Annotated in this window: 32 protein-coding genes and 1 pseudogene; 19 read left to right on the top strand and 14 right to left on the bottom strand. The window is 73.5% G+C overall.

Translation table 11 applies throughout. The features are described from left to right. Nucleotides 1-125: 125 nt before the first annotated feature. Genes Q7T52_RS10890 through Q7T52_RS10875 form a run of 4 tightly spaced genes read right to left on the bottom strand, consistent with a single transcriptional unit; the run spans nucleotide 126 to nucleotide 2366 of the window. A complete protein-coding gene (locus Q7T52_RS10890) occupies nucleotides 126-446 on the bottom strand; it encodes a hypothetical protein (protein WP_304802345.1) in 321 nt (106 codons plus the stop codon). Next, complete coding sequence (locus tag Q7T52_RS10885) at nucleotides 443-1744, bottom strand: hypothetical protein (protein ID WP_304802344.1); 1302 nt, start codon at nucleotides 1742-1744, stop codon at nucleotides 443-445. Before Q7T52_RS10885 ends, Q7T52_RS10890 begins: the two co-directional genes overlap by 4 nt. Beyond that, nucleotides 1741-2031 carry a WXG100 family type VII secretion target gene (locus Q7T52_RS10880; RefSeq protein ID WP_304802342.1) on the bottom strand — a complete coding sequence of 97 codons (291 nt, stop codon included), beginning with the start codon at nucleotides 2029-2031 and terminating at the stop codon, nucleotides 1741-1743. The genes Q7T52_RS10885 and Q7T52_RS10880 overlap by 4 nt, the downstream gene beginning before the upstream one ends. After that, a complete protein-coding gene (locus Q7T52_RS10875; protein WP_304802340.1) occupies nucleotides 2028-2366 on the bottom strand; it encodes a WXG100 family type VII secretion target in 339 nt (112 codons plus the stop codon). The genes Q7T52_RS10880 and Q7T52_RS10875 overlap by 4 nt, the downstream gene beginning before the upstream one ends. Before the next feature lie 165 nt (nucleotides 2367-2531). On the opposite strand from Q7T52_RS10875, the gene Q7T52_RS10870 reads away from it, so the two are divergent. Genes Q7T52_RS10870 through Q7T52_RS10860 form a run of 3 tightly spaced genes read left to right on the top strand, consistent with a single transcriptional unit; the run spans nucleotide 2532 to nucleotide 3831 of the window. Beyond that, entirely contained in the window at nucleotides 2532-2801 is a 270-nt protein-coding gene (locus Q7T52_RS10870; RefSeq protein ID WP_304802338.1) for a hypothetical protein, read from the top strand. Further along, nucleotides 2798-3499 carry a histone-like nucleoid-structuring protein Lsr2 gene (locus Q7T52_RS10865; protein WP_304802337.1) on the top strand — a complete coding sequence of 234 codons (702 nt, stop codon included), beginning with the start codon at nucleotides 2798-2800 and terminating at the stop codon, nucleotides 3497-3499. Before Q7T52_RS10870 ends, Q7T52_RS10865 begins: the two co-directional genes overlap by 4 nt. Then, nucleotides 3496-3831 carry a TraR/DksA C4-type zinc finger protein gene (locus tag Q7T52_RS10860; RefSeq protein ID WP_304802335.1) on the top strand — a complete coding sequence of 112 codons (336 nt, stop codon included), beginning with the start codon at nucleotides 3496-3498 and terminating at the stop codon, nucleotides 3829-3831. The genes Q7T52_RS10865 and Q7T52_RS10860 overlap by 4 nt, the downstream gene beginning before the upstream one ends. Here the strand turns inward: Q7T52_RS10860 and Q7T52_RS10855 are convergent. Further along, nucleotides 3818-4462 carry a hypothetical protein gene (locus Q7T52_RS10855; RefSeq protein WP_304802333.1) on the bottom strand — a complete coding sequence of 215 codons (645 nt, stop codon included), beginning with the start codon at nucleotides 4460-4462 and terminating at the stop codon, nucleotides 3818-3820. The two genes, Q7T52_RS10860 and Q7T52_RS10855, sit on opposite strands and share 14 nt — an antisense overlap. An 18-nt stretch (nucleotides 4463-4480) precedes the next feature. Here Q7T52_RS10855 and Q7T52_RS10850 point away from each other — a divergent pair, with 18 nt between their 5' ends. The 5 genes from Q7T52_RS10850 (at nucleotide 4481) to Q7T52_RS10830 (ending at nucleotide 7322) form a co-directional block, all read left to right on the top strand. Continuing rightward, complete coding sequence (locus Q7T52_RS10850; protein ID WP_304802332.1) at nucleotides 4481-4645, top strand: hypothetical protein; 165 nt, start codon at nucleotides 4481-4483, stop codon at nucleotides 4643-4645. 43 nt (nucleotides 4646-4688) lie between these two features. Continuing rightward, a complete protein-coding gene (locus Q7T52_RS10845) occupies nucleotides 4689-5294 on the top strand; it encodes an alpha/beta hydrolase (protein WP_304802330.1) in 606 nt (201 codons plus the stop codon). Next, entirely contained in the window at nucleotides 5291-5800 is a 510-nt protein-coding gene (locus Q7T52_RS10840; RefSeq protein WP_304802328.1) for a gluconokinase, read from the top strand. The genes Q7T52_RS10845 and Q7T52_RS10840 overlap by 4 nt, the downstream gene beginning before the upstream one ends. A 10-nt stretch (nucleotides 5801-5810) precedes the next feature. Continuing rightward, nucleotides 5811-6476, top strand: a complete 666-nt coding sequence (locus tag Q7T52_RS10835; RefSeq protein WP_304802327.1) for a SprT-like domain-containing protein — start codon at nucleotides 5811-5813, stop codon at nucleotides 6474-6476. A 63-nt stretch (nucleotides 6477-6539) separates the two neighbouring features. Continuing rightward, complete coding sequence (locus tag Q7T52_RS10830) at nucleotides 6540-7322, top strand: hypothetical protein (RefSeq protein WP_304802325.1); 783 nt, start codon at nucleotides 6540-6542, stop codon at nucleotides 7320-7322. 4 nt (nucleotides 7323-7326) lie between these two features. Here the strand turns inward: Q7T52_RS10830 and Q7T52_RS10825 are convergent, their stop codons facing one another. Then, nucleotides 7327-8010 (bottom strand): hypothetical protein, encoded by a 684-nt coding sequence (locus Q7T52_RS10825; protein WP_304802323.1) that lies wholly within the window; start codon nucleotides 8008-8010, stop codon nucleotides 7327-7329. A gap of 141 nt (nucleotides 8011-8151) precedes the next feature. Between Q7T52_RS10825 and Q7T52_RS10820 the strand changes: the two genes are divergently transcribed. Then, complete coding sequence (locus Q7T52_RS10820) at nucleotides 8152-8640, top strand: hypothetical protein (RefSeq protein ID WP_304802321.1); 489 nt, start codon at nucleotides 8152-8154, stop codon at nucleotides 8638-8640. Here the strand turns inward: Q7T52_RS10820 and glgA are convergent. Beyond that, nucleotides 8625-9809, bottom strand: coding sequence for a glycogen synthase (gene glgA / locus Q7T52_RS10815; RefSeq protein ID WP_304802319.1), 1185 nt, complete (start codon nucleotides 9807-9809; stop codon nucleotides 8625-8627). The genes Q7T52_RS10820 and glgA overlap by 16 nt on opposite strands. A 35-nt stretch (nucleotides 9810-9844) precedes the next feature. Here glgA and Q7T52_RS10810 point away from each other — a divergent pair, with 35 nt between their 5' ends. Next, on the top strand, nucleotides 9845-11083 hold the full coding sequence (locus Q7T52_RS10810; RefSeq protein WP_304802317.1) for a glucose-1-phosphate adenylyltransferase: 1239 nt from the start codon (nucleotides 9845-9847) through the stop codon (nucleotides 11081-11083). On the opposite strand, the gene Q7T52_RS10805 is transcribed toward Q7T52_RS10810, so the two are convergent. After that, nucleotides 11046-11666 carry a mismatch-specific DNA-glycosylase gene (locus Q7T52_RS10805; protein WP_304802315.1) on the bottom strand — a complete coding sequence of 207 codons (621 nt, stop codon included), beginning with the start codon at nucleotides 11664-11666 and terminating at the stop codon, nucleotides 11046-11048. The two genes, Q7T52_RS10810 and Q7T52_RS10805, sit on opposite strands and share 38 nt — an antisense overlap. A gap of 48 nt (nucleotides 11667-11714) precedes the next feature. Here Q7T52_RS10805 and Q7T52_RS10800 point away from each other — a divergent pair, with 48 nt between their 5' ends. After that, nucleotides 11715-12254 (top strand): hypothetical protein, encoded by a 540-nt coding sequence (locus Q7T52_RS10800; RefSeq protein ID WP_304802313.1) that lies wholly within the window; start codon nucleotides 11715-11717, stop codon nucleotides 12252-12254. Between the two features lie 130 nt (nucleotides 12255-12384). Here the strand turns inward: Q7T52_RS10800 and Q7T52_RS10795 are convergent, their stop codons facing one another. Both Q7T52_RS10795 and Q7T52_RS10790 read right to left on the bottom strand, forming a co-directional pair. Continuing rightward, a complete protein-coding gene (locus Q7T52_RS10795) occupies nucleotides 12385-13626 on the bottom strand; it encodes a phosphodiester glycosidase family protein (RefSeq protein WP_304802311.1) in 1242 nt (413 codons plus the stop codon). Between the two features lie 60 nt (nucleotides 13627-13686). After that, nucleotides 13687-15264 carry an alpha/beta fold hydrolase gene (locus tag Q7T52_RS10790; RefSeq protein WP_304802309.1) on the bottom strand — a complete coding sequence of 526 codons (1578 nt, stop codon included), beginning with the start codon at nucleotides 15262-15264 and terminating at the stop codon, nucleotides 13687-13689. 83 nt (nucleotides 15265-15347) lie between these two features. Between Q7T52_RS10790 and Q7T52_RS10785 the strand changes: the two genes are divergently transcribed. Further along, nucleotides 15348-16508, top strand: coding sequence for a site-specific DNA-methyltransferase (locus Q7T52_RS10785; RefSeq protein WP_304802308.1), 1161 nt, complete (start codon nucleotides 15348-15350; stop codon nucleotides 16506-16508). A gap of 2 nt (nucleotides 16509-16510) precedes the next feature. On the opposite strand, the gene Q7T52_RS10780 is transcribed toward Q7T52_RS10785, so the two are convergent. Together Q7T52_RS10780 and Q7T52_RS10775 are read right to left on the bottom strand one after the other, a co-directional pair. Further along, nucleotides 16511-17059 carry a hypothetical protein gene (locus Q7T52_RS10780; RefSeq protein WP_304802306.1) on the bottom strand — a complete coding sequence of 183 codons (549 nt, stop codon included), beginning with the start codon at nucleotides 17057-17059 and terminating at the stop codon, nucleotides 16511-16513. A gap of 114 nt (nucleotides 17060-17173) precedes the next feature. Next, complete coding sequence (locus tag Q7T52_RS10775) at nucleotides 17174-18574, bottom strand: wax ester/triacylglycerol synthase family O-acyltransferase (RefSeq protein ID WP_304802304.1); 1401 nt, start codon at nucleotides 18572-18574, stop codon at nucleotides 17174-17176. Between the two features lie 126 nt (nucleotides 18575-18700). Between Q7T52_RS10775 and Q7T52_RS10770 the strand changes: the two genes are divergently transcribed. The 4 genes from Q7T52_RS10770 (at nucleotide 18701) to Q7T52_RS10755 (ending at nucleotide 21811) form a co-directional block, all read left to right on the top strand. Further along, nucleotides 18701-19393, top strand: coding sequence for an HNH endonuclease family protein (locus Q7T52_RS10770; protein WP_304802302.1), 693 nt, complete (start codon nucleotides 18701-18703; stop codon nucleotides 19391-19393). 145 nt (nucleotides 19394-19538) lie between these two features. Then, a complete protein-coding gene (locus tag Q7T52_RS10765) occupies nucleotides 19539-20189 on the top strand; it encodes an HNH endonuclease family protein (RefSeq protein WP_304802300.1) in 651 nt (216 codons plus the stop codon). 152 nt (nucleotides 20190-20341) lie between these two features. After that, nucleotides 20342-20683, top strand: coding sequence for a hypothetical protein (locus Q7T52_RS10760; RefSeq protein WP_304802299.1), 342 nt, complete (start codon nucleotides 20342-20344; stop codon nucleotides 20681-20683). A gap of 45 nt (nucleotides 20684-20728) precedes the next feature. Next, nucleotides 20729-21811 carry a DNA polymerase IV gene (locus tag Q7T52_RS10755; protein ID WP_304802297.1) on the top strand — a complete coding sequence of 361 codons (1083 nt, stop codon included), beginning with the start codon at nucleotides 20729-20731 and terminating at the stop codon, nucleotides 21809-21811. A gap of 10 nt (nucleotides 21812-21821) precedes the next feature. On the opposite strand, the gene Q7T52_RS10750 is transcribed toward Q7T52_RS10755, so the two are convergent. Then, nucleotides 21822-22949 (bottom strand): glutamate--cysteine ligase, encoded by a 1128-nt coding sequence (locus Q7T52_RS10750; RefSeq protein ID WP_304802296.1) that lies wholly within the window; start codon nucleotides 22947-22949, stop codon nucleotides 21822-21824. A 128-nt stretch (nucleotides 22950-23077) separates the two neighbouring features. Here Q7T52_RS10750 and Q7T52_RS10745 point away from each other — a divergent pair, with 128 nt between their 5' ends. Continuing rightward, the gene (locus tag Q7T52_RS10745; RefSeq protein ID WP_304802294.1) at nucleotides 23078-24586 is read left to right on the top strand and encodes a threonine/serine exporter ThrE family protein; all 1509 of its coding nucleotides are present in this window, start codon (nucleotides 23078-23080) and stop codon (nucleotides 24584-24586) included. Nucleotides 24587-24638: 52 nt separating this feature from the next. On the opposite strand, the pseudogene Q7T52_RS10740 reads toward Q7T52_RS10745, so the two are convergent. Further along, nucleotides 24639-24857: pseudogene (locus tag Q7T52_RS10740) on the bottom strand (DUF402 domain-containing protein); the annotation flags it as partial. A gap of 182 nt (nucleotides 24858-25039) precedes the next feature. On the opposite strand from Q7T52_RS10740, the gene Q7T52_RS10735 reads away from it, so the two are divergent. Together Q7T52_RS10735 and Q7T52_RS10730 are read left to right on the top strand one after the other, a co-directional pair. Continuing rightward, complete coding sequence (locus tag Q7T52_RS10735) at nucleotides 25040-25555, top strand: RNA polymerase sigma factor (RefSeq protein ID WP_304802292.1); 516 nt, start codon at nucleotides 25040-25042, stop codon at nucleotides 25553-25555. Then, the coding region (locus tag Q7T52_RS10730; RefSeq protein ID WP_304802291.1) for a hypothetical protein at nucleotides 25552-25788 on the top strand (237 nt) is incomplete at its 3' end. The genes Q7T52_RS10735 and Q7T52_RS10730, both read left to right, overlap by 4 nt.

Below are 25788 nucleotides of genomic sequence, written 5' to 3'. Positions count from 1 at the left end.
GCCCACGGGGCCCGATGTAGAGGTCGTGGCGAAGTGGGACAGCGGAGGCCGTGGCGCGAACGACAGCGCGCCACGGCCTCCGTGCTTCGTCGGCTGAGCCACGTCGGTGGGCCCAGCAGGCGGTCTCAGACCTGGAGCACCAAGCAGAGCAGGGGTTCGACGAGCGACCCGTCGGGGTCGAGATCGAACCCCAACGGCGTCGAATCGTCGGCGGACCTCGCTGTGTCGAGGTTCATCGGCCAATCGGTCCACATCAGCTGCACGTCGTAGCGCTGACGCACGACCGAGTAGGCCTCACCGCTGAGCTGCAGCATCTCGGACGTGTTGAGTCCGCGCTCCATGCCCCGCAGGATCCAGACGAAGTGACCAACCAGGATCACGCCCTCGGACTCGAGCGTCTCTTGGATCTCGCTGAGGAAGTCCTCTAGCAAAGTCGATGTGTTCACAGCGTCGGATTCCCCTCGAGAGCGACTTTGACGGCACGTCCGTTCTGCGACACCACGACATAGTCCCCGGTCGTGATGATGTCGGGTCGCGAGCCGCGCGCATATCCCTGCATGATCCTGATCTGCCGCCCCCTGTTGATGGGGTCGTCGAACACCATCCCGACACCGTCTCGGGAGGGTCTCGACGGCCAGTGCTCGACGAGTTCGCGTACGTCGCGTCGTGACATCCCCCGGAACAGGTGGGGATCGAGCAGCTTGGGGTTGTTGATGGTGTTCCTGAGCCTCCGGAGCGCACCCCCGTCGAGCACCGCCGAGTGCCCCCATGTCCGAATCGGCGCGGCGTTGCGGAACCGGCTCAGCTTGATCTGCACCTGTGCGACCGCCGTCGTCGTCGTGCGCAACCCGTTGGCCGCGCCGGCGGCGTACAACCGCAACGTCTCGACGAACGCCTTGAACTTCGGCACCTCGGCGGCGAGCTTGCCCGAGTTGATCCAGGCCGCGACGGCGTTGGTGCTGCCGCCGGTGACGAGGCCGAGGACGAACCCGGCGGCGGCGATGAGGACGGCGTCGCGGATGAGGTCCTTGACGAGGTCGAGGATGAGGTCGCGCTGCTTCTCGACGGCGTCGGCGTACTCGTCGCACGCTGTGGCGAGCTGCTCGCAGGTGCCGGCGAGGTCGCGGATGCCCATCCGGAGGCCGGCGATCGCGTTGGTGGCGAGCGGGACCTCGGGCGAGCGTTCCTGGAAGAGCTCGAGCATCGCGCGCCCGGAGAGGTCGACGAGGTCGTCGAGGTGGGCGGCGGCGGTGCGCCAGGTCTTCGCGGTCGAGCGGAGCCGGTCGACGTCGGCGTCGGGCCAGACGAAGCCCTCGATGTGGTCGAGGATCACGTTGGCCCAGCCGGGGAGGAACGACGCGTCGCCGCCGAGCGACGACGGCGGGGCTGGCGAGGCGGACTCGTAGAGGACGTCGGCCATCGCCGAGGGCTCGCTGGACACCACGATCGTCGAGGCGATCGAGGAGCGCTCGGCGCGCTCGTGGTTCTCGAAGGAGCAGTACGCGATCCGGCACAGCGACCCGAGTCCGCCGACCACGTCGTCGAAGGCCCCGACGGTGGCTGCCGCCGCCTCGTCGTACGCCGCCGCGAACTCGCTCGCGAACGACGAGTCACCCGCCATCGCACCGCTCCCGGCGAGCGCCGAGCTCAGGGTGTCGACGTGCACGGCCGCCCACCGGTTGGCGTCGGCGAGCAGGGCGGAGCACTGCGTGTAGCCGACGCCGTCGACGTCGACGCGGGTCACAGCGACCACATCCGCACGTTGGCGTCGATCGCGTCGAGGTAGTTGGCCCGGGCGGTCGCCGCGGCGCGGCGCATGTCGCCGAGGCCCTCGCGCACCAGCGCGAATCCGGCCTCCCACTCGGCCTGCGCGGAAGCCTGGGCCTCGGCGGTCCGCCCGGACCAGGTGTCGTGGAGCGCCCGCACGCGCAGACCGACACGGTCGAGACCGTCGTCGCACGCGTCCTCGCAGCGGGCCAGGGCGTCGATCGTGTCGAGCAGCAGGTCGAGGTCGACGGCGTACCCGGTCACGACGTGCGCATCCCGCCGTCGACCTTGGCCAGCAGGTCGCCGGCCAGCGCGCGCAGCCCGGCCGCAGCCTGCTCGTCCCTCTCGACTTGGTCGGCGCGCGCGAGCGCGATCAGCTCCGCCATCGACGCGAGCGCGGCGAGCACCTGGTCGCAGCCGGTGCGCCAGTCCTCCCAGCCCTCGAGGTAGGCGGCGGCCGCGCGGCCCGACCAGCCGCCGTCGAGCAGCACGTCGACGGCGAGGTCGGTGCGCCGTCGTTCGGCCTCGAGCGTGGACGCCACGTCGCGCAGCTCGGCGACGGTGGTGAGGAGGTCGGTGTGGACGAGGTTGAGGGTCATGACGAGCTCCCGAGCAGGCCAGCAGGACACCCCCAGCCTCACCGCAGGAGACGGTCCGCAACGGCCCGCGGAGCAATCTGTGGAGAACTCCCTGAGTCGTCCACAGGCACGCCCAGAGCCCCTGCGACACAGGTGAATCCGTGCTCCGGCTGACACACTGGCGCCATGCCGGACGACTTCGTCATCGCCCGCAACCCCGACGGCGACTCGACGCTGCCCTACCTGTTGCGGATCCCGCTGGGGGAGCGCGGCGTGATCCTCAAGGCCCGCGACACCTGGCTGCGCACGGCGAAGATCTACTGCCACCGGGTCGAGGAGTGGCCCGCGGACGTCGAGGTGCTCGAGCGGGTGCCGGTCCGCAGCTGCATCCGGCGCGGCGCCAGCATCGACCTCGTGCTCGACCGCGGGCGCGAGACCGCAGCCAGCTCGTCATGACCACGGTCAAGGGCGGGCGGCAGGCGATCTTCTGGCAGTCGGCGCGCACGACCAAGCAGGCCCGCCCCGCGGGGTCCATCCCCCGCACCCGCGCCAGCGGTCTCAAGGACCTCGAGATCGTCGTCGACTCCCACGAGCGCTACGCCTACGGCTTCGGCGACCAGCAGGCGACGACCGTCAAGGCCGCCCTCACCGCGGGCGACTACGGCGTCCTCCGCGAGGGGGCTCTCGTCGCCACGGTCGAGCGCAAGAGCCTCGCCGACCTGGTGTCGTCGCTGACGACGGGCAAGCTCAAGTACCAGCTCGCCGACCTGGCCACCGTGCCCCGGGCGGCCGTCGTCGTCGAGGACCGCTACTCCCAGGTCCTCCTCCTCGACCACGTGCGTCCGGCCGTCGTGCTGGAGGGCCTCGCCGAGTGCCAGGTCCGCTGGCCCCAGGTGCCGATCCACTTCTGCGAGACCCGCAAGCTCGCCCAGGAGTGGACCTACCGCTTCCTCGCCGCCGCCTGGGTCGCCGCGGCCGAGGAGGGGCACGGGGTCGCGGCCGTCGCCGACCTCGCCGCCGCGCCCGTCCTCGCTCCGGCCCCGGCGACGCCGGCCGAGGTGCGCGCCTGGGCCGCGCTCAACGGCTACGTCGTCAGCGACCGCGGCCGTGTCCCCCAGGCCGTGTCCCGGGCCTACGCGGCGGCCCATCCGTGAGCCACGACCCCCGGGCCCGTCTCCAGGCCGAGCGCCGTCGTACGACGGACCGGCTCGCCCGGCTGCGGGGCGACTTCGACGAGGTGGTCGCCGCCTCGCGCGACACCAACGCCGACGACGAGCACGACCCCGAGGGCGCGACGATCGCCTTCGAGCGCTCGCAGATCGACACCTTGGTGCGCCTGGCCGACCGGCACCTGGTCGAGGTCGACGCCGCGCTCGCCCGCGTCGACGCCGGGACCTACGGGCGGTGCGAGGTCTGCGGCCGCGACATCGCCCCGGAGCGGCTCGAGGTGCGGCCGACGGCCCGCACCTGCGTCAGCTGCGCGTGACCGGGATGACCGGCGGCGCGGTGGGAACGTCGACGTGCACCTCGTCGCCCAGCGAGGCGCCGTGCTGCAGCTCGAGGTCGTCTCCGGACCAGAACTTGCCGGGGTCGTAGTAGTTGGAGGGCCGCTCGGGGTCGAGCAGGCCCATCTCCTGGTAGGTCGTCGCCACCACCTCGGCGCAGTAGGTCATCTCGACCCCGGCCTGACGGCGTACCCGCCCGCGGGCCCAGCGCCCGGCCAGCGCCGCCGTCGACGGGAACGGCGTGCCGTCGAGCCGCGCGATGGTCCGCAGCAGCCCGGCCTCCTGGTCGGGCGAGATGAACGCGTTGAGCTGGCGCAGCCAGGCACGCTGCTCGTAGCGCCCGCACCACTGCACGACGGCCTCGCGCAGGTCGTGCAGCTGGACCCCGCGGTGGTGCGTGCCCGTCCACACGTCCTGCAGGCCCTTGCCGAGCTCGGCGTGCCACATCAGGGGTGGCAGGTCGTCGAGCACGACCGCCATGCCCACGTGGTTGACGGGCGCGTTGGTGAGCACCCGGATAGCGTGGTCGGCAGCCGACCGGCCGCGGAACAACCACAGGTCGCCGGTGCGGGTGAGGTCGACGGCTGCGTCGAGCCCGATGCTGGTGGCCATGGGGGAGGAGTCTGGCGCATGAAGCTCTGGAAGTGGCTCGGGCTGGCCGGGGTGGCGGGAGTCGCCGCCACCGGGGCGGTGGTGGTGCGCGACCAGCGTCGCCGCGCACAGGTGACCCCCGACGAGGTCCGGGCCCGGCTGCACGAGCGGCTGGCCGAGGCCGATCGGTCCGACAGCGACTGATGGCGACCCTCGTCCCGACCACCTCGCTGCACGACCCCCAGGCATGACCAGCCACCGCCTGGTCGACGTCCGCACCCCGTCCCGCCCGGCCTGCGTGGTCCTCGTGCTCCACGGCGGCGCCCAGCGCCAGCAGCGGGTGATGGTCAGCCCGACCCAGCTCTCGGTGCTCCGGATGGTCCCGGTGGCCCAGCGCGTCGCCCGCGCCGGTGGCGGGCGGCTGGCCGTCGTACGCCTGCTCAACTCCTACCGCGGCTGGGACAGCGAGCACACCCCGCTCGAGGACGCCGCCTGGGCGATCGCCCAGGTCGGCGAGCGCTGGCCCGGGCTGCCCGTCGCGCTCGTCGGGCACTCCCTCGGCGGCCGCGCGGCCCTGCTCGCCGCCGAGGACGACGCCGTCCGCACCGTCGTGGCGCTCAACCCGTGGGTCTACCCGAGCGACGGCGTGCCGCTGCCCGGTCGCTCGGTGCTCTTCGTGCACGGCGACGAGGACCGGATCGCGCTGCCCGAGCGCTCCCGCGTCGTCGCCGACCGACTGGCGCGGTCGGCCGACGTCGACTACCGCGTCGTGCCCGGGGGCAAGCACGCGATGCTGCGCCACGGCCGGGCCTTCGAGAAGGCCGCCGCCGACTTCGTCGTGGGCCGGCTGTGAGCGCCGTACGGGTCGTGGTCGCCGGGGTGTCCGGCTCGGGAAAGTCGACCGTCGGCGAGGCCCTCGCCGCACGGCTCGGCGTCGCGTTCTGCGACGGTGACGACCTCCACCCGCCCGCCAACGTCGCCAAGATGAGGGCCGGTACGCCGCTCACCGACGCCGACCGCTGGCCCTGGCTCGACGACATCGGCGCCTGGCTCGCCCGTGACGCCGGCGGCGTGGTCGCCTGCTCGGCGCTGCGCCGCGCCTACCGCGACCGGCTGCGCTCGGCCGTGCCCGGGCTCGACGTCCTGCTGCTCGACGGCGACCCCGGCCTCATCCGCGCGCGGCAGGCCGCGCGCGGCCAGCACTTCATGCCGACCTCGCTCCTCGACTCGCAGCTCGCGACCTTCGAGCCGCTGGCGCCCGACGAGGCGGGCCTCACCGTCGACGTGGCCGACCCGGTCGAGGAGATCGTCGCGCGGTACGCCGGTGGGCCGCCCCCCGTTGTCGGTGGCGACGGATAACGTCGTCGTCGTGGACCTGCGCGACGCCTTCGCCCTGGCCGAGGACCTCCTCGAGCACCACGGGCTCACCGACTGGACCGTCGCGTTCGACGGGGCCAAGAAGCGGGCCGGCATCTGCCGGTTCGGGCCGAAGGTGCTCGGCCTGAGCGCGCCGCTGACGACGCTCCACTCCGAGCTCGAGGTCCGCGACACCGTCCTCCACGAGGTCGCCCACGCCCTCGCCGGCCCGCAGCACGGCCACGACGAGGTGTGGCGCGACATCGCCGTCCGCATCGGCTGCAGCGGTGAGCGCTGCGTCTCGCCCGACTCACCACGCGTCGAGCCGCCGTGGCTCGGGGCGTGCCCCGGCGGCCACACCTCCGGGCGCCACCGGCGCCCCGAGCGCGTGATGACCTGCGGTGAGTGCTCGCCGACCTTCGACCTCGCCCACGTCTTCACCTGGACCCACCACGGCCGACCGGCGGTCATGCACCCCAACTACGAGGTCGAGCTCGCCCGGCTCCGCGCCGGCCGCGGCCTCACCGTCCACGGCGTCGGCACCCGGCTGCGCATCACTGCCCCCGGTGACCACGAGGGCCGCGTCGGCAAGGTCGTCAAGCTCGGCCGCACCAGCTACCACCTGCGCAGCGGCCGCACCCTGGTGCGGGTCCCCTTCGCCCTCGCCGAGCGGGTCTAGCGGCACTCAACCGGCACCGGATCGCTCTCCCCACGGGGCCCTCGGCCCCCTACCGTTGCGCCCGTGAGCGACCAGGAGTGGCCGACGTACGACCCGGGTGACGGCGAGAGCGGCCACGAGTCCCCCTGGGGCCGCGAGCCGACCGTGACCCCGAGCGGCGGGGTGCCCTACGGCCCGCCGACGGCCCACGACCCGCAGCCCCTGCTCGTCCGCCCTCGCCGACGCCGCGGGTCACCGGCCGTGGTGGCGGGTCTCGTCATCGGTGTGGCCCTGGCCGTGGTGCTCGCCCTCGTCGCCTTCAGCACCGACGACGACCCCACCGCCAGCGACCCGACCGCCAGCGACCCGTTCGGTGACACGGGCGACCTCGGTGGCGTCGACGACCCCGCAGAGCCGGCCGTGGACGTGCCGCCGGACGTGCTCTCGGTCGAGGGCTACGCCGACCTGGTCGCCGCGGTCAGGGACCGCACCGGCTCGACGAGGGTCTTCGAGGCGGTCCTCTATCTCGAGTACGCCGTCCTCGACGTCCCGGTCGACCAGAGCTCCCTCCGCAAGGAGCTGCTCCGCTGGGACGGCGAGCTCGGCGACCTCGGCACCAAGGGCCGGGCGACGGAGCAGCGGATCGACCTCGCCGCGGTCGACCCGGCGCTGCTCGTCCGGCTCGTCCGCCGCGCCGCCAGGCTGGTCGAGGACCCGACCGCGTCCTACGTGATCATCCGGGGGAGGTCGACCGTGTTCGACGACGACGGTGCGCGCATCTACGCCTACGCCAGCAACGAGTTCGGCGAGACGGCCTACCTCGCGACGCGCCTGGACGGCACGCTGGTCCGCCGCTACGTGGGCTGACGGCTCACCAGGTGTAGAGGTAGCGGCTCGTCGGCACGAGGTCGAGGTCGCGGTCGGCGCCGAACCGGGCGACGCTCGTCATCAGCCGGGTGATCCGGTCGTCGAGCTCGGCGGCGTCGCCACCGCTGCCGTAGAACGCGTGGATGTCGGTGATGCCGGCCGTCGGGAAGAGCTCCTCGACCAGGGCCGCCACCGGGGCCACCCCGGGCGGCAGGTCGGTGACCGGCGCGACGACGACGTTCTGCAGGTAGCCGAAGGTGGCCTGCGTCGCGATGGCGACGGGGGTGTGGTCGACCAGCCACGCGTGGCGCCACTCCTCGACCGCGAGCTCGGCGGGCCGGCGGAGGACGGCGATGTTGGCGAGCCCGTCGAGACGAGAGCCGTCCCAGCTCTCGGGCGGGTCGATCGGCCGGCGCTCCTCGACCTCCCACCCCGCGACGGCGCCGGCCAGCGCCGCCAGCGCCGAGGTCACCACCGGGGCCACGTCGAGCGACGGCACCCACACGCTGACGACGGCCGCGATCGGGTCGGGACCGGCCGGGATGCGCATCGCGCGCGCCACCGGCTCGTCGTCGGTGTTGACCTGCAACCGGGTGGCCCCGGTGGCGGCCAGGGCGGCGCGCAGGTCGGAGGAGTGGAGGGCCGGGACGTCGGCGTCCCAGAGCGCATACATGAGCTTGCTGGTCACGCCGTCAAACTAAGGCACGTCAGGCGTATGCGCAGGTCGACGCTGGGTACGGACGGCTCGCCACCCCACCGCACCGCCTCCGCGCCCGAGCAGCCGCACGCACCCGGATCGGTCCCTCACGTCCTGCCTGGAGTACTCACGGTGTCCCGTCGCCCGTCCGTCGTGATCGACCCGCCGCTCGAGGTGGCCGAGATCGAGTTCATCGCCGCGTTCGCGATGGAGGCGGGGAGCAAGGGCGTACGCCGGGTCTGGCCCGGTCAGCCGAGCCGCCGCTGCCCGTGGCGGCCGACGCGCGACGGTCAGTTCCTCGAGCTCGACGTGGCCATGGCGACGTCCGACCCCGACAGCGTCGCGAGCTGGTTGCGCTTCCTGTCCCGCGAGTTCCTCGCGCCGAGCACGGCGGCGTCGCTCGACGCGGCCCTCACCCAGGGCCTGCGTGGCGGCCACCGGCTGACCGGCGAGGTCCTCGTCGGGGCCGACCGCCGGGTCGCGGTCGAGCTCGGCCGGGTCACCGAGGAGACGCTGCCGCCGCCCGAGCGCGACGCCGTCGTCCTCGACATGGACACGCACCGCAACGGCCACCCCCACGGTGCCGGTCGCCAGGGCCGGCCGGGTCAGACCGAGCGGTAGACCTCGACCGTGCGCTCGGCGATCGCGTCCCAGCTGAACGACGCGGTCGCGCGCTCCCGCCCGGCCCGGCCGTAGGCCGCCGCGCGGTCCGGGTCGGTCACGAGCGCGGTCAGCGCCTCCGCGAAGTCGGCGACGTAGCGCTCCGGGTCGAGTGGCGTCCCCGTCCCGTCGGTGGCCTGCTCGATCGGCACCAGCACGCCGGTCTCACCGGGCACGACCACCTCGGGGATGCCGCCGGTCGCCGTCGCCACGACCGCGGTCTCGCAGGCCATGGCCTCGAGGTTGACGATGCCGAGGGGCTCGTAGATCGAGGGGCAGGCGCAGACGGTCGCGGCCGACAGCAGCGCGACCACGTCGGCACGCGGCAGCATCTCGGGGATCCACACGACCCCGGTGCGCCCGGCGGCAAGGGAGTCGACCAGCCCGCGTACCTCGGCCTCGATCTCGGGGGTGTCGGGCGCGCCGGCGCAGAGCACGACCTGCACGTCGGGCGGCAGCGCCGCGACTGCGCGCAGGAAGAGGGGCAGGCCCTTCTGCCGCGTGATCCGCCCGACGAACACCACCGACGGTCGGTCCGGGTCGACGCCCAGCTCGCGCACCCGGTCGGGTGCGGAGACGGGCCTCCACAGCTCGGTGTCGATGCCGTTGTGGACCACCTGCACCCGCGCCGGGTCGATCGCGGGATAGGACGCCAGCACGTCGTCGCGCATGGCCGCGGACACCGCGATGACCGCCGCGGCCGCCTCGTAGGACGTCTGCTCGGCCCACGACGACAGCGCGTAGCCGCCGCCGAGCTGCTCGGCCTTCCACGGCCGCAGCGGCTCGAGGGAGTGCGCGCTCACGAGGTGCGTCACGCAGTGCAGCAGGCTCGGCAGGTGGCCGGCGAGGTTGGCGTACCAGGTGTGCGAGTGCACGACGTCGGTGCCGCCGCAGGCGTCGGCGATGGCCAGGTCGACCCCGAACGTGCGCAGTGCGGGGTTGGCCCCGGCGAGCTCGGCGAGGTCGGCGTACGACGACGTCCCGGCCTCGTCACGGGGTCCGCCGAAGGCGTGGACCCGCGTGTCGACGTCGCCCCGGGCGCGCAGCGCACGCACCAGCTCGGCCACGTGGACACCGGCGCCGCCGTAGACGGACGGCGGGTACTCCTTGCTCAGCACGTCGACCCTCACGCCCCACAACCTAGGGGATGAGTAACGTGCCTCACATGAGCGCCCGCAAGAAGGTCCTGGCCATCGTGCTCGCCGGAGGGGAGGGCAAGCGGCTGATGCCGCTGACGGCCGACCGCGCGAAGCCGGCGGTCCCGTTCGCCGGGATCTACCGGCTGATCGACTACGCCCTCTCCAACGTCGTCAACTCCGGCTACCTGCAGGTCGTCGTGCTGACGCAGTACAAGTCGCACAGCCTCGACCGTCACGTCACCCAGACCTGGCGGATGTCGACGATGCTCGGCAACTACGTCGCGCCCGTCCCGGCGCAGCAGCGGGTCGGCAAGCACTGGTACCTCGGCAGCGGCGACGCCATCTACCAGTCCCTCAACCTGATCAAGGACGAGAAGCCCGACATCGTCGTCGTGGTCGGTGCCGACCACGTCTACCGGATGGACTTCTCCCAGATGGTCGCCCAGCACGTCGAGTCGGGCGCCGCCGCGACGGTCGCGGCGATCCGTCAGCCGATCGAGATGGCCGACCAGTTCGGCGTCATCGACGTCGTCCCCGACTCGCCCGGCCGGATCCGCGAGTTCCTCGAGAAGCCCAAGGACCCGGTGGGCCTGCCCGACAGCCCCGGCGAGGTGCTGGCCTCGATGGGCAACTACGTCTTCGACGCCGACGCGCTGGTCGAGGCCGTCACGCGCGACGCGACGACCGACGGGTCCAAGCACGACATGGGCGGCGACATCGTGCCGGCGTTCGTCCGCCGCGACCTGGCCGGCGTCTACGACTTCAAGGACAACGACGTCGCCGGCTCGACCGACCGCGACCGCGGCTACTGGCGCGACGTCGGGACCCTGGCGTCCTACTACGCCGCCCACATGGACGTCGTCTCGCCGCTGCCGGTCTTCAACCTCTACAACTTCGACTGGCCGATCTACACCTCCTACGGCCCGCAGCCGCCTGCCAAGGTCGGCGCCGGCGGCGGCTCGCCCGCGACGGTCGACGACGCGGTCCTGGCGCCTGGTGTCGTCGTCAGCGGCAGCACGGTGCTCCGTTCGGTCCTCTCGCCGGCGGTGTTCGTCGCGCCCGGGGCGACGGTCGACGGCGCGGTGCTGATGAACGGCGTCCGCGTCGGCGCCGGCGCGGTCGTCCGCAACGCGATCCTCGACAAGAACGTGGTCGTCCCCGACGGCGCCCGCATCGGCGTCGACCACGAGGAGGACCGCGCCCGCGGCTTCCTCGTCGAGGACGGCCTCACGGTGCTGGGCAAGGACCAGCCCTTCCCCGCCTGACCCGTCGCTGGCCGAGCACTCCCGCGGCCCGCGCCGGCTCGGCGTACGCCGCCGCCAGCGTCTCGACCGTCTCGTGCGCGTTGAGCCCGCTCGGGTTGGGCACCACCCACAGCTCGCTGGCGCCCCACGGCTCCGGCTGGCGCCCCATCACGGCCTTCGGCCGCCCGAACGCCGAGCGGTACGCCGTGATGCCGGCGATCGCGACGACCGCGGGTGTCCTCAGCTCGACCAGCGCTCGCAGCTCGGCACCGCCGGCCCGCAGCTCGGCCGCCGTCAGCTCGGACGCCTTGGCGGTCGCCCGCGGCGCCACGTTGGTGATGCCGATCCCGCGCGAGCGGAGGTGGTCGCGGTCGGCGTCGGTCATGCCGGCGGCGGGGTCGATCCGGTGCTCCAGGATCCCCGCCGCGAGCAGCGCGGGGTAGAAGCGGTTGCCGGGGTAGGCGAAGTGGGTCTGGGTCGCCGCCGTCCACAGCCCCGGGTTGATCCCGACGAACAGCAGCCGCAGCGGCACGCCCGCCGGCGGCAGCAGGTCGGGCACCTCCGCGTCGCGGAACGTCTCCAGCTCGGCACGCGTGAATCCCACGCCGCCAGCCTGCCGGAACCCCGGTCGGCGCAGTAGCGTCCAACCACCATGCGACCCCTTCTCGGTGCCCTCCTGCTCGTGCCCCTCCTGCTCGCCGGCTGCGGCGACGACGAGGACCCGACCGCGTCCGACCCGGCTCCGTCGGGGGCGACGAGCACCGCCACGCCGGAGACCGCGACCGACCTGCCGACCACCGTCGACCCGTCGTCGGGCGAGCCGACCCGGAGCCCTCCGATCACCCCGGGCGGCGTGCCGTTCGAGCTCGTCGAGCTCGTGGACGGTACGGCGGGGCGCGGCCAGGCCACCGACGAGGCGGTCCCGATCGCCTCGGCGGCCGACGCGAAGGCCTTCGCGTCGGCGTTCTCGCCCGATCTCGCCGGCCGGGTCGAGGCCGCGCTGGCCGCCCCGGCCCCGGAGGGCACGTCGCTCTACGCCGCGGTCGTCGGCATGGGCTGCGACATCCCGCCCGGCGTCGACGTCACCGAGACCGCCGACGGCTACGCGATCACCGGCCTCAAGGTCGCCGACCCGCTGCCAGAGTGCTTCGCCCCGGTCACCACCGTCGCCGTTGTCGCGATCGGCAGCTGACAGCGCTATAAGGCAACCCGGGCGGTCACGTACCTGCCAGGGAGAACCGACCCTTGTCGGGGGTTGCAACCCCTGACAACGGTCGGAATCCCCGGCCGGCCGGGGAATCCGACACCCCCTGGGGTACCCCTCAGCGACGCGGCTTGCGGTACCGGATCGAGATCGCGTTGGCCACGGACCGCTGGAAGCCGTCGGAGGGTGAGTTGACGACCTGCAGCCGGCCGGCGCGGCGGGCGACCATGGTCGTCGAGCCGCCCCCGTCCAGGTTGAGGGACTCGTCGGCGCCGAGGTCGATCATCTTCTCGGCCAGCTCGACCATCGTGTAGCCGCGGCTGAAGGACTGGCGTCCGTCGATCGTGAGGAGCAGCAGGGTGCGGGTGTCGCGGTCGATGCCGATGGCGGTGCGGGGGTGCATCTCGAGGTCGTCGACGACGGTGACCAGGCCGTCGCGGACCAGGAACTTGTTGCCGGTGATGGCCATCCGTGGCTGGCCGTCGACGTACGACGTCACCGTGGCGCGCGAGCCCCGCCCGAGAGCCGCGAGCTGACGCGCGCCGTCGCCACGGCCGACGAGCAGGGTGTCGCGGTAGGGCCGGCCGGCGGGGAGCCGGGTGCCGACGAACGCGACGCGGCCGTCGATCACCTGCACGATCCGCACCTCGCGACGCTGGCCGCCGGTCCAGCGGTAGCCGGAGGCGTCACCCCAGGCGGGTGTGTAGACGCCGACCCCGTCGGGCTCGACCTCGGCGCTGTTGACGGACGTGATCGTGATGTCGGGGTGCTCACGGATCCGGGCGTGCGTCGCCAGCGGCCCGATGTCGGGCCAGCCGCGGCGGCCGAACGAGAACGCCGCGTTCCAGCCCTCGAGCCGACCGTGGAGCAGGCCGAGCTGGCGGTCGCGGCCCAGGCCGAGCGGGGCGCCGGTGTCGCCGATGTCGAAGAAGTCGCCGTTGACGCCGGCGACGGCCCGGTCGCGGGCCAGGATGCTCGAGACCGGGGCGGTGCGCCCGACCGAGCCGGGGTTGGCGTAGTCGACGGTCAGCCCGCGCGTGCGCCATTTGACGGTCATCAGGGTGGCCCGGATCGGACCGCGCAGCGTGCGCTCGTCCCAGGTCGTCACGGCGACGCCGGGGACGACCTTCCACGTCCGCAGCGACCGCGTCTCGCGGACCGACCGCAGCAGCAGGGGTACGTCGCGTGCGGCCGGGCCGACCACGCCGTCGCTGGTCTGGGGCCGGTTCGTGCCCTGCACGTAGCCGTCGGGCCGACCGGCGTCACGAGGCCCGTCGTGCGGGCGCGACCGGTCGGCGCTGGCGCTGGGGACGGCCAGCGTGAGCGCGCAGACGAGGACGACGGAGGGGAAGGACCGCACCCGCCCCAGGGTAAAGACGTGGGACGGGTGTGGCTGGTGTTTCGGGGGAGTGTTGGTCCCCTAGTTGACGACGGGCAGGTGCACGACCGTGTCGGCCAGCGAGATGACACCGGGGACGCGCGAGGCCATCCCGACGAACGTGTCACTGAGCGGCGAGACCAGCAGGTAGAGGTGCTGGCCCTTCGGGACGTCGACCGCGACCGACGGCAGGGCGATGCGCCGACGTACGCCGGAGACCGCGGTGGGCTCGCGCAGGGGGAGCACGTTGTTCTGCACGAGGTGGGCGTCGAGCGGGCTGGTGCCGACGGCCAGGCCGTAGAAGGCGCGGTTCTCGACGCCGGCAGCGGTGACCGCGGCGGTGAGGTAGGGCGTGCCGGCCACCTTGAGGGGACCGGCGGCGATCTCGTAGGGGAGCGGTACCCCGGCGGCCGTCGTGCTGACGACGGGGCCGGCGATCGGCACCGCTCGGTTGGCGTCGGGCGACTTCACCGTGATGCAGCGCGAGGCGGCCGTGGCGAGGTGGATGCGGCCGTAGCCGCCGAGCCGGCGGTCGCGACCCTTGAGCTGCTCGTCGAAGAAGCGGATCGAGAGCCGGCGGAAGTTGCCGCCGGCGAGCTGCTTGCTGCACGGGTCGGAAGTGACGTTGACCCCGGCCGGGAGCACCTGGGGCAGCACGTGGCCGCCGTTGTAGCCCACGAAGATGCTGCGCTTGCGGGCCTTGGCGGTGATCGCGGTGCGCCAGTTGGTCAGGCCCTGCTCGAGCGGGAACAGCCCGTCCGTGGTGCCCTGGCCGAAGAGCACCGGGATGTCGAGCTTGCGGCCCTGCGACACGTGCCACGCGGGTCCGTTGTGCTTGAAGAAGGTGTCGAGGTCCTGACCGGTCGGGCCGTTGCCGTCGGGCCAGGTGCCGGTGGCGGCGGCCTCGGTCAGCGCCGCGTAGACGTTGGTGGGCAGGGCGTTGCTCGGGAGGGCCGCGGCCGAGAGCGCGAGCGCCCACTCGGTGCGGGCGACGTTGTCGGGGGCCAGCGAGCCCTTGAGCGAGTTCCAGGTGATCTCGGGGGCGAGCGCGTCGAAGACCGGCTTGCCGTGGATCCGCAGCTCCTCGAAGGCGCCGACGAACTGGTAGCCGCCGCCATAGCTGCCGCCGACCGCGCCCAGGCGCGGGTCGCCCTTGGCGTCCTGCCTGACCCAGGGGAGCCTGCTGATCAGGCCGACCAGCCGGCGTACGTCGGCACCCTCGCGGCTCGGGCTCTCGACGTGCGCCTGACCGCCGGACTCGCCGAAGCCGCGCTGGTCGAACGACAGGACGCCGTAGCCGGCGGCCAGGTACTCCTTGAGGTCGGCCGCCTTGGTCACGCGCGACCCGCCCCAGCCGTGGCTGTGCATGAGCATCGGCACCCGCTTGCGCGCGGTCGCGCCGGCCGGCTTGAAGATCGAGTAGCAGATCTTGACCGGCGTGGTGCTGCCTGGTTCGGGCACGCTCTTGAGGCACCCGTCGGTCTTGGTCGGGCCCGCCTTGGCCGCGGCCGCGAGCGCGGGGCGCACGACTACGGCGTCGGCGCTCGGCGCCACGACGGGCGCGACGAGGCCGGTGGTCAGCAGGGCGGTCAGGGTGACGGCGGTCTTCCGGAGGTCCACGACGGGTCCAACGAGCATCTGTGCCGATGGTCACACGGCTGTGGCCTGCATCACCCGGCACGCGGTTCGTCCATGATGGCCGGGTGCGCGTGACGAACCGGCTCGCCGTCGGCGACAACCTCGAGGTGCTCGCCACCCTGCCGGAGGCCTCGGTCGACCTGGCCTACCTCGACCCGCCGTACAACACGGGCAACCCGTTCGCCTACGCCGACTCCTACGGCACCCACGCCGCCTGGACGGCGATGATGCGTCCCCGCCTCGAGGAGGTACGTCGGGTGCTCGCCCCGACGGGGGCGGTGGCGGTCTCGATCGACGACGGCGAGGTCGCGCACCTGCGGCTGCTGCTCGACGAGGTGTTCGGGGAGGCCTGCTTCCTGGCCCAGGTCGTGGTCAACCTCAACCCCAAGGGCCGCCAGCTCGGTCGGGGGTTCGCGACGTCGCACGAGTACCTCCTCGTCTACGCCCGGGACGCCCGCGCGTGCGTGCTCGAGGCGTCGACGAGCGACACCGTCGACCCCGGCGACTTCCCGCACGAGGACCCGGGGGAGCCGCGCCGCTACCGGCGGCTGCCGCTGCGCAACACCAACAAGAAGTTCAACCCGGTCACGGCGCCGACGATGCACTACCCGCTGTGGGGCGACCCTGAGAGCGGCGCGGTGCGGAGCAGCGCCTTCGAGGGGGCGTTCGAGATCCGGCCGGTCTTCGGCGACGGCACCCCCGCGGTGTGGCGGTGGAGCGCGCCGCGGGTCGACGCGCGACCCGGCGACCTGCTGTGCCGCCGGGTGCAGACCCGCGGCCGCGGACCCGAGAGCGGGGTCCGCGTCGACATCTTCCAGAAGGACTGGCTCGAGCCGGGACGGCGCAAGAAGCTGCGCACCATCTGGCTCGCCGAGGAGGTCGGCTCCACCGACACCGCCGTGGCCGAGCTCAAGGCCCTGGTGGGCCACCTGTTCGAGTCACCCAAGCCGACCGGGCTGCTGCTGCGGCTGCTCGCGACGATGCCCGACGACGTCCGGGTGCTCGACCCGTTCGCCGGGAGCGGCACCACGGGCCACGCGGTCGCGCTGGCCAACGCCGCCGACGGTGGGAGCCGGACGTGCCTGTCGATCGACGTCGCGGCCCCCGTGCGGCCCGGGTCCAACGCCGACCTGGCCGGCCACGCCACCGTCGCCGACGTCACGCGCGCGCGGCTGCGAGCGGTGGCCGACGCGGTGGGCGGCGGGTTCGCCGAGCTCGACGGCTGAGGTCAGCCGAGGAGACGCTGCGTCAGGCCGTGCAGCTGGTCGACCGGGCGCTGCTGCTCGCCGGCGAAGGAGCTGACGACGACGAGCACGCCGGTCAGCGCGGGGATGACCCACTGGAGCGCGGCGAGCTTCTTCTGCGCGGCGGCGACGTCGTCGGGCGTCTCGTGGCTCGGCTGCGTGCCGGAGGCGACCGGGACCGGCCCGTGGGCCGACACGGTCTTGCCCAGGCTGCGCGAGTAGGCGGTGACGCCGAGCGCGGCGACGGTCAGGCCGGTCTTGACCAGCGCCATCGTCGCGACGCCGTCCTGGCCGCCGAGCCGGCTCTTGTTGGCGCTGAGCTGGCCGACGCTGCCGACCAGGTGGGCGCCGATGGCGGCCGCGTTGACCGGCGTCCACCGGTCCCAGCCCTTGTTGGCGACCGCGCCGGAGTCACCGGCGCGGCCGGCCTCGCCGGCGGCGGCGTTGAGGGAGACGGCGTTGGCGAGCGTGCCGCCGAACCAGGCGCTGAGGCCGACGTCGTGCAGGGAGCGGGAGAGGGTGTTGCGGGCCATGAGGTGCCTCCGGGGCGTGACGGGATCGTGCGGGTCACGCGCCGGTACCCAGCGGTCGGGGGCACCGGCACCCCTCGGGGTGGCGGTGCCCCCCTGCTCCCGGTCGTCGCAGCCTCAGAGGCCGGCCGCCTTCTCCAGCGCCGCCACCTCGTCGTCGAGGTAGGTCAGCAGCCGCTGCAGGTGGGGCACGGTGCGCCGGCAGCCGGTGAGCCCGAACGCCATGTTGCCGTCGTAGGAGGAGCAGGTGATGTTGAGCGCCATGCCGTTGATCGGGATCGACAGGGGATAGGTGCCGACCAGCTGGGCGCCGTTCCAGTAGTGGGTCGAGCGCGGGCCGGGCACGTTGCTGATGATGAGGTTGTAGGGCGGGCGCACGATGCCCTGCATCCGCAGCATCGGGGTGAGGATCGCGGGTGCCTGGCCGATCGCGCTCATGGCGAGGATCTGTACCGGCGTCATCGACGACAGCGCCTCCTTGCCGTCCTTCATCGACTTGTGGATCGCGCCGAGACGCCGAGCGGGGTCGTCCTGGTCGGTGGCCAGCTGGACCATCACGGCGCCCACGGCGTTGCCGCCCTCGGCCGAGGCGATCTGCGACTGCTTGGCGTTGAGGCCGACCGGCACCATCGCGACCAGCGGCTTGTCCGGCAGCTCGCCGAGCTCGATCAGGTAGGTCCGCATCGCGCCCGAGCACATGGCCATCACGACGTCGTTGATCGTCGTGCCGGTGGCCTTGCCGATCGCGCGGAGCCGCTCGATGGGCCAGTCCTGGGCGGCGAAGCGGCGCGAGCCGGTGATGTCCTGGTTGAACATCGTGCGCGGGGCGTAGAGCGAGAGCGCGGACGTCTCGTTCTTGAGGCCCTTGCGGATCGTCTTGACGAGCGCGCCCGGCATGCCCGCTGCCTCGGCCGTGATCCCCAGGGCGCCCCGCAGCGCCGACAACGGCACCTCCGAGAGCCCGCCCCGGGAGTCGGAGCCCGCCTTGGGGCGACGGGTCGGCAGGACGCCCCACGGCGGCGGCATGTCGCGCTCGTCGGGATCGGTGGACAGGGTGCTCGCCAGCAGCCGCATCGCGGACACGCCGTCGACGAGGGCGTGGTGGGTCTTGGTGTACATCGCGACCCGGCCGTCGCGCAGGCCCTCGATCAGGGTGGCCTCCCACAGCGGTCGCTCCCAGGCCAGCCGGGTGCTGTGCAGCCGCGAGCAGAGCTCGAGCAGCTCGCGGACCCGACCGGGCCTGGGCAGCGCGCTGTGCCGGACGTGGTGCTCGATGTCAAACTGCTCGTCGGGCTTCCACACCAGCTGCGCGCCGGTGCGCACCGATCGGTAGGGGTGCTTGAGGAACAGCGGCGAGATCTCCTCGACGTCGAGCATCGCCTCGTACATCTCGCGCACGTAGTTGCGCCCCGCGCCCTCCGGCTTCTTGAACAGCTGCAGCCCGCCGACGTGCATCGGCATGTTGCGGTTCTCGGCCAGCAGGAAGCCGGCAGAGGTCGGGTCGATCGGAGTTGGCACCGGGGAGCCCCTTCGTATGCGTGTCGTTGTTCGGGGGTGGAGGTGTGGCGATCCTGTCGCGGTGTGACTCCGTCCACAAGCAACGCGCCCTTGTGCTGCCGGCCCCGCGGGGAGGACGCTCGTGTTGTGCCGGTACGCCGAACCGCCCGGGTCACGCCCGGGCCCGTCCCGTGGGTCGTCCCGTGGGTCGTGGTGGTCGCGCTCGTCGCGGCCCTGCTCGTCGTGCCGGCGGCAGCGCCGTCGTACGCCGCGTCCTACTCGGCCCCGCTGACGAGGGCGGTCGCCGACCTGCCGGTCGCCGCGGAGGTCCGCACCGGCTACGTCCGCAGCAAGTTCAAGCACTGGGTCGACGCCGACGGCGACGGCTGCTCGACCCGGGTCGAGGCGCTGGTCGCCGAGGCCGACGACCCCGTCACGGTCGGCGCCGGGTGCACGCTGACCGGCGGGCGCTGGTGGTCCTACTACGACGCAGCGTCGCGGTCGCCGGCCAAGGCGCTCGACATCGACCACATGGTCCCGCTGGCCGAGGCGTGGGACTCCGGCGCCCGCTCGTGGACCGCGGCCACCCGTGAGGCCTTCGCCAACGACCTCGGCGACGCCCGCTCGCTGGTCGCCGTCACCGCGTCGGTCAACCGTTCCAAGGGCGACCAGGACGTGGCCGAGTGGCTGCCGGGCCACAGCCGGTGCCGCTACCTGCGCGAGTTCGTGGCCGTCAAGCACCGCTGGCGGCTGACCGTCGACAGCGCCGAGAAGACCGCGATGACGTCGCTGGCGGCCTCCTGCCCGGCGGCGACCATCACCGTGACGCTGGCCCGCTGAGCCCTGCGCCGGACCCCCCGTCGGGCCCGCGGCCGGAGACTCCGCTGAGGGTTCTCCCTCGACCTGGGGCTCAACCGTTGTCGGCGTGCGGCCGCGTGGCCCAGGGTCGTGCCCGACCACCCACCTCGGACACTCGGAGTCCCACATGCGCCGGTTCCTGCTCACCTGTCTCGGCGCCGTCGCCGGGTCGATCGGCCTCGTGGCGGTGCCCTCCGTGGCCCACGCCGAGGACTACTCCGCTCCGCTCAGCAGCGCCATCGGCGACCTGACCGTGGCGACCGAGAGCCGGTCCGGCTACGACCGCGACCTCTTCAAGCACTGGGTCGATGCCGACGGCGACGGGTGCTCGACCCGCAACGAGGTGCTGATCGCCGAGGCCGACGACCCGGTGACGGTCGGGGCGTCCTGCGCGCTGAGCGGCGGGCGCTGGTACTCCTACTACGACGGCGTCTCGCAGACCTCCGCCTCGGCGCTCGACATCGACCACATGGTGCCGCTGGCCGAGGCCTGGGACTCCGGCGCCTCGTCGTGGTCGGCGGCGACCCGTGAGGCCTACGCCAACGACCTCGGCGACAGCCGCTCGCTCGTCGGCGTCACCGCGGCGGACAACCGCAGCAAGGGTGACCAGGACCTCGCCGAGTGGCTGCCGGACCTCGAGCAGTGCCGCTACCTGCGCGAGTTCGTCGCGGTCAAGCTGCGCTGGCGGCTCGCGGTCGACAGCGCCGAGAAGTCGGCGATGACGTCGCTGGCCGGTGGCTGCGCGGACTCCACGATCACGGTCACCCGGGCCCGCTGAACCCTGTGGAAACGACCACGAGTCGTCCACAGGCGGGGGAGCCGAGGCCGTCGTCCACAGGGGACGAGGAGGCCGGCCCGCGGCGTCGGTGAGCGCACCTAGCGTCCCTCGCGCCGCCGGAACCCGCCGGCGCACGATCCCTCGGGGGACCCATGTTCAAGCTCCTGCTCCTGCCCTCCCTGCTCCTGGCCCTGCTGTTCTCCTCGCTCTGCCTCGCCTGGTCGGCGACCGCCGACGCCACGACCGTCGCGCTCGACCGTGCCCCCGCCCGGCAGGTGGTCGTCGGGGTCGAGGGCGACCGGGGCAACGGCTTCACCGTCGTCCACGCCGACGGCTCGAGCATCAGCCCACCGACCGACTCCGAGGCCCTCGCCGAGTGCGGTGAGTACGACGACCAGCTCGACCGGGTGCGCTGCCGCGTCGAGGTCCGCACCTGGTACCGCGACCTCGGCGACCTCAAGCGCTCCCTCGCCTGGGTCCGCTCCCACCGCTGACGTGGCGCCCGCACCCTGGGGGTGGCGGGTGGCAGCATCGGGTCCGTGCCCCTGTCGACGCCCGTGCTCCACGTCGACCTCGACCAGTTCTTGGCCGCGGTCGAGGTGCTGCGCCGGCCCGAGCTGGCCGGCCTGCCGGTGGTGGTCGGCGGCCGGGGCGACCCGACCGAGCGGGCGGTGGTGTCCACGGCGTCCTACGAGGCGCGTGCCCTCGGTGTCCGCTCCGGCATGCCGCTGCGGAGCGCCGCCAAGAAGTGCCCCGACGCGGTCTTCCTGCCGGTCGACTTCCCGGTCTACGAGGTCAAGTCGGCGCTGGTCATGGCCACGCTGCGGGCGGCGCTGTGGTCGGGCGACCCCGTCGACGTCGAGGTGCTCGGCTGGGACGAGGCCTTCGTCGGCCTGCGCCCCGGGGCGGTCGCCGCCGACCACGACCCCGAGGCCTTCGCGGACCAGGTCCGCGCCGAGGTGCTCGCCGCGACCGGGCTGCACTGCTCGGTCGGGATCGGCGACAACAAGCTGCAGGCCAAGATCGCCACCGACTTCGGCAAGCCGCGCGGGGTCTACCGCATCAGCGACGCCACGTGGTTCGCCGAGATGGGTCAGCGGCCCACCCGGGCCCTGTGGGGCGTGGGCGCCAAGATCCAGAAGCGGCTGGCCGACCTCGGCATCCACACCGTCGAGCAGCTCGCGACCTCCGACGCCCGGGTCCTCGCCGCCGAGATCGGCCCGACGATGGGCCCCTGGTACCACCGCCTCGGCCGGGGCGTCGACACCAGCGTCGTCGACCCGACGCCCTGGGTGCCCCGCGCCCACGGACGCGAGGAGACGTTCCAGACCGACCTCGAGACCGACGCCGAGATCGAGCAGGAGGTGCGCCGCATCGCGCTGCGGGTGGTCGCCGACATCGACGCCGAGGGTCGCCCCGCCTGGCGGGTCGGGCTCAAGGTGCGCGACCGGGCCTTCCAGACCGTCCAGCGCAGCCGCAAGCTGCCCGAGCCCACCCGCGACCCCGAGGTGCTCGTCGACGCCGCGGTCGCGCTGCTGGCCAAGGTGGAGCGGCGGCGACCGGTGCGGCTGCTCGGCGTACGCCTGGAGATGGTCGAGCCCGAGGGCGGCTACGAGCGCTGACGCGCGTGGGTCAGACCGAGTCCCGCAGGTCGCGGACCACCGAGTCGACGACGGCGACGAGGTCGCCGTCGGTGGCGGCCGCGACGGCCCGCTGCCGCTGGTAGGACGCCCCGTCGGCCACCACGGTGGTGACCGACGCGAGCTCGGCCGAGCACCCCAGCCGCTCGGCGGTCGGCTCGAGCCGGGCCAGGAGGTCGGCGAGGTCGTCGGTGACCAGCCGCTCGGTCGAGGCGGCGTCGAGGATGACGATGGCGTCGAGGCCGTAGCGCGCGGAGCGCCACTTGTTCTCCTGCACGTGCCAGGGCGGCATCGTCGGCAGCTCCTCGCCGGCGGCGAGGCGGGTGTCGAGGTCGACGACCAGGCAGTGCATGAGCGCGGTGAGGGCGGCAAGGTCCGTGAGCGAGGAGACGCCGTCGCAGACCCGGTTCTCCAGGGTGCCGAGGTGGGCGGCCGGGCGCAGGTCCCAGCGGATCTCGTTGAGCTCGTCGATGACGCCGGTCGTGAGCTGGTCGTGGGCGAAGGACTCGAACTCCTCCCAGGTCTGGAACTGGAACGGCAGCCCGGCCGTCGGCAGCTGCTGGAACATCAGGGCCCGGTTGGAGGCGTAGCCGGTGTCGAGCCCGCCCCAGATCGGCGACGACGCCGAGAGGGCCTGCAGGTGCGGGTAGAAGTTGAGCAGCGACGACAGCACCGGCATCACCCGCGAGCGGTCCGGCAGCCCGACGTGGACGTGGACCCCCCAGATGAGCATCTGCCGGCCCCACCACTGGGTCCGGTTCATCAGCTCCTCGTAGCGGTGGCCGGCGCTGAGCTGCTGCCCGGTCCACGACGCGAAGGGGTGGGTGCCGGCGCCGAACAGGTCGAGGTCGAGGTCGTCGCCGGCCGCCAGCACCGGGTCGAGCGTGACGCGCAGGTCGTCCATCGCCTGACCGACGGTCGTGCAGACCCCGGTCACCAGCTCGACGGTGTTGCGGAGCAGCTCCTGGTGCAGCCGTTCCGGGTGCGGCAGCCGGGGCCGGGCCCGGGCGAAGAGGTGGGAGGCGTCGTTGCGCAGGTCGCGGGTGCGGCGGTCGACGAGCGCCAGCTCCCACTCCACGCCCAGCGTGTAGTCGGCCGAAGCGTGGAAGTCGATCCGCACCGGCTCAGCGTTCCACACCTGGCTCCCGGCGGCTGCCCGCCGAGGGGTGGCCGGGCGACGCCACGGGGTGACGGAGGTCGCGTGCGCGTCGGGTTGGGTGCGCCCGGCGGGTGCGCGACCATCGAGGAGTGCCCCCCGCAGAGTTCGTCGAGCCCCTCGAGCCCGAGGACCTCGACCTGCCGGCCACCCAGGAGCTGGAGCTGCCGCGGCGGACCACGCTCGTCCTCGACTTCTGCCTGCGGATCGGCGAGCTGCTGCTGGCGTCCGGGGCCGGCGCGGCCGACGTGACCGCGACGATGCTGTCGGTGGCGCGGGCGTTCCACGCCGACGAGGCCGACGTCGACATCACCTTCACCTCCCTGACGATGAGCCACCAGACCAGCCCCGACGAGGTGCCGCTCATCGCGACCCGCCACGTGCAGCGCCGGGTGATCGACTACCAGGACCTCACCCGGGTCGACCACCTCGTCCGCGGCGTCATCGCGGGCGAGCTCGGCCTGCGCGAGGGCCGCGCCGAGCTGCGCCGGATCGTCTCGACCGGGCACGACCGCCCGCGCTGGGCCGTCACCGGCGGCTGGGCCGCCATGGCGGCCGGCGTCGCCGTCCAGCTCGGCGGCGACGTCTGGGTCGCCCTGCTCGCGGCGCTGGCCGCCGTCCTGATCGACCGGCTCCAGCTGCGGATCGCGCGGCGACGGCTGCCGGTGTTCTACCAGCAGGTCGCCGGGGGCGGCGCCGCGACGCTGGTCGCCGTGGCAGCGGCCGTGATCGACGAGCAGCTCGACCTCGGGCTCGACGTCTCGCAGGTCATCACCGCCAACATCGTGCTGCTGCTGGCCGGCATCGGGTTCATGGGCGCCCTGCAGGACGCCCTGACCGGCTTCTACATCACCGCCGGCGCCCGGATCACCGAGGCGATGCTCTCGACCGCAGGCATCATCGCCGGCGTCAGCGGCGGCCTCAGCCTGGCCTCCGCCGTCGGCGTCGACCTGCCGACCGTCGAGCCGGGGGCCACCGGCATCCAGGGGATCGGGCTCGCCGCGCTCGGCTCGGCGGTGGCCGCGGCGGCGTTCGCGTTCTCGTCGTACTCGCCCCGGCGGGCGCTGCTGCCCATCGCGCTGGTCGCCGCCGTCGCGGTGACGATCTGGCTGTCGATCGAGGAGCCGGGCATCGGGCGCAGCTGGTCGGTCGGGTTCGCCGCCCTGTTCGTCGGCCTCGTCGGCTACGCCATCGCGGCGCGGCTCAAGGTCCCGCCGCTCATCGTCGTGGTGTCGGCCGTCGTCCCGATGCTCCCCGGCATCGCGATCTACCGCGGCCTGTCGCTCCTCGGCGAGGGCAGCCGCCGCGACACCTCGCTCGGGCTCGTCGCCCTCATCGGCGCCGCGTCCGTCGCCCTCGCCCTGGCCGCGGGCGTGATCCTGGGGGAGTACCTCGCGCAGCCGCTGGCCCGCGAGGCCCGCCGCGTCGAGTCCCGGCTCGCCGGGCCGCGCCTGGTCGGACCGGTCAGGATGCTCAGCCGGCGGTCTCGGTCAGGTCGGCGAGGCGGGCGAACCACCGGTCCGCACTCTCCCCGTCGAACGGCGCCCGCTCCTCCAACACCTGCTCCGACACCCACGCGCACGCGTCCTCCGCGAGGCTGACCACCTCGGTCGGGTAGCCGAACCGCACCTGGTGGTCGGCGAACTCGTCCTCGTCGTCGACGAACACGTGGCCGTCGGTCATGCGGATGACGTCGAGGTCGAGGTCGACAGCACGGCACGTCGTGCCGTCCCACCACGGCACCGACGTCATGTCGACGTAGGTCGCGACGTGCCACCCCGGGCCGTGGAACGTCGCCAACCACCCGGCGTCGCGTGGCACCAGCCCCACCTGCACGACCACGGTCGTGAACTCGGCGCCCGGGCGCGCCATGAAGGTGCCGGCCGGGATACCGATCCAGTCGCCGTGCTCGTCGGCGCCGAGGTAGGTCGCGTCGAACGCCCAGTGCGGCCGGTCGCCCCACTTCGTCATCTCCAGGCGGACGGGGGTCCCGAGGTCGAGGCTCACGCCGCCCACCGTGTCACGATCCTCGGACAGCCGGACACAGGGGAGACGTGACCGCCCGCTTCGAGCGCCTGTACGCCGCGCACGCGCGCGCCGTGCTGGGCTACGCCCTGCGCCGCACGGCCGAGCCCGAGGACGCTGCCGACGTCGTGGCCGAGACGTTCGTGGTGGCGCTGCGCCGGCTCGACGACGTGCCGGCCGAGCCGCAGGCCCGGGCCTGGCTCTACGCCGTCGCCCGCCGCACCCTGGCCAACCAGCGTCGCGGCCGCGACCGGCGGACCCGACTCGGCGAGCGGCTGCGGCACGACCTGCGTGCCACGCTGCCCGACCCGGCCGACGACGTCGCCCTCGCCGCCGACGCCCGGCGCGCTCTCGACGCGCTCTCCGCGAGCGAGCGCGAGGTGCTCGAGCTCGCGGCCTGGGAGGGGCTCGAGCCACGCGAGATCGCCGAGGTCCTCGACATCTCGGCCGCCGCGGCCCGGCAGCGCCTCAGCCGCGCCCGCGCCGCCCTGCGCCACACCGACCTGCTCGCCTCCGTCCCCCTCCGCGACCAGGAGCCCCGATGACCCTCCCCGCCCGCATCACCGACGACCAGCTGGCCGACCTGCCGCTCGCCCCGTCCCTCGACGCCCTGCGCGACGAGATCCTCGCCACCGAGTCCCGCACCGAAGGCCCGCGCCGGCGGTGGCCGGTCGTCGTCGCGGCGGCGGCGTCGATCGCGGTCGTCGCCGCCGTGCCGGCCTACGTCGCCACCCGGGGCGACGACCCGTCGCGCAGCGCGCCGGCGGGCCCCGTCCCG

This window comes from Nocardioides sp., from assembly GCF_030655615.1.
Lineage (GTDB): Bacteria > Actinomycetota > Actinomycetes > Propionibacteriales > Nocardioidaceae > Nocardioides.
Note: the sequence above shows the minus strand (reverse complement) of the source record. Positions and strands in the feature narration are given on the sequence as shown.